General features: G+C 46.8%; 1 protein-coding gene. It reads left to right on the plus strand.

The annotated features are described in order from the left end of the window. Positions 1-1,496: AIR synthase-related protein (locus GMD1S_RS07635; protein WP_000386099.1), on the plus strand; the 1,496-nt coding region annotated here is incomplete at both ends.

Consider the following 1,496-nt stretch of genomic DNA (forward strand, 5'->3'; position numbering starts at 1 on the left):
TTTGGAGCAGGTGGTGTCTGTGTGGCTATCGGTGAATTGGCAGATGGTCTTGAAATTGACCTTAACAAGGTTCCTCTGAAATACCAAGGCTTGAATGGTACAGAAATTGCTATCTCTGAATCTCAAGAACGGATGGCAGTTGTGGTGCGTCCTGAAGACGTAGATGCCTTCGTTGCAGAATGTAATAAAGAAAATATTGATGCTGTTGTGGTGGCGACAGTGACTGAAAAACCAAATCTTGTCATGCACTGGAATGGTGAAACCATCGTCGACTTGGAACGTCGTTTCCTTGATACCAATGGTGTGCGCGTGGTTGTCGATGCCAAGGTGGTGGACAAGGATGTCAAACTCCCAGAAGAACGCACAACAAGCGTTGACACACTTGAAGCTGATACCCTTGCTGTCTTGTCTGATCTCAACCATGCGAGTCAAAAAGGTTTGCAGACCATCTTTGATTGCTCGGTTGGTCGTTCAACGGTCAATCACCCACTTGGTGGTCGTTACCAACTCACTCCAACTGAGGCATCTGTGCAGAAATTGCCAGTTCAACACGGAGTGACTCATACTGCGTCTGTTATGGCGCAAGGATTCAACCCTTATCTAGCAGAATGGTCTCCATACCACGGTGCTGCTTATGCGGTTATCGAAGCGACAGCTCGTTTGGTGGCTGCTGGTGCCAACTGGTCTAAGGCTCGTTTCTCTTACCAAGAGTACTTCGAGCGGATGGACAAGCAAGCAGAGCGTTTCGGTCAGCCAGTAGCAGCTCTTCTAGGCTCTATCGAAGCACAAATCCAACTTGGCTTGCCATCTATCGGTGGTAAGGACTCTATGTCTGGTACTTTTGAAGAATTGACGGTACCACCAACATTGGTTGCCTTTGGGGTGACGACGGCAGATAGCCGTAAGGTCCTCTCTCCTGAGTTCAAGACTGCTGGTGAAAACATCTACTACATCCCAGGTCAAGCCCTCTCTGCAGAGATTGATTTTGACTTGATTAAGTCTAACTTTGCTCACTTTGAAGCCATCCAAGCTGATCACAAAGTGACATCTGCATCAGCTGTCAAATATGGTGGTGTCCTTGAAAGCTTGGCTCTTGCGACTTTTGGGAACCATATCGGTGCAGAGGTGAACTTGCCTGAACTTGAGACAGCTTTGACAGCTCAATTGGGCGGATTTGTCTTCACATCTCCTGAAGAAATCGCTGGAGTGAAGAAAATCGGTCAAACAAGCGCAGACTTTACACTGACTGTCAACGGTGTGAAGTTAGATGGACAGAAACTTGACAGTGCCTTCCAAGGAAAACTGGAAGAAGTTTACCCAACTGAATTTGCCCAAGCTAAAGAATTGGCTGAAGTGCCAGCTGTCGCTTCTGACGCAGTCATCAAAGCCAAAGAAACTATTGAAAAACCGGTGGTTTACATCCCAGTATTCCCAGGAACCAACTCAGAATATGATTCAGCAAAAGCTTTTGAAAAAGAAGGTGCAGAAGTCAACTT

Source organism: Streptococcus sp. GMD1S, assembly GCF_000296875.1.
GTDB lineage: Bacteria > Bacillota > Bacilli > Lactobacillales > Streptococcaceae > Streptococcus.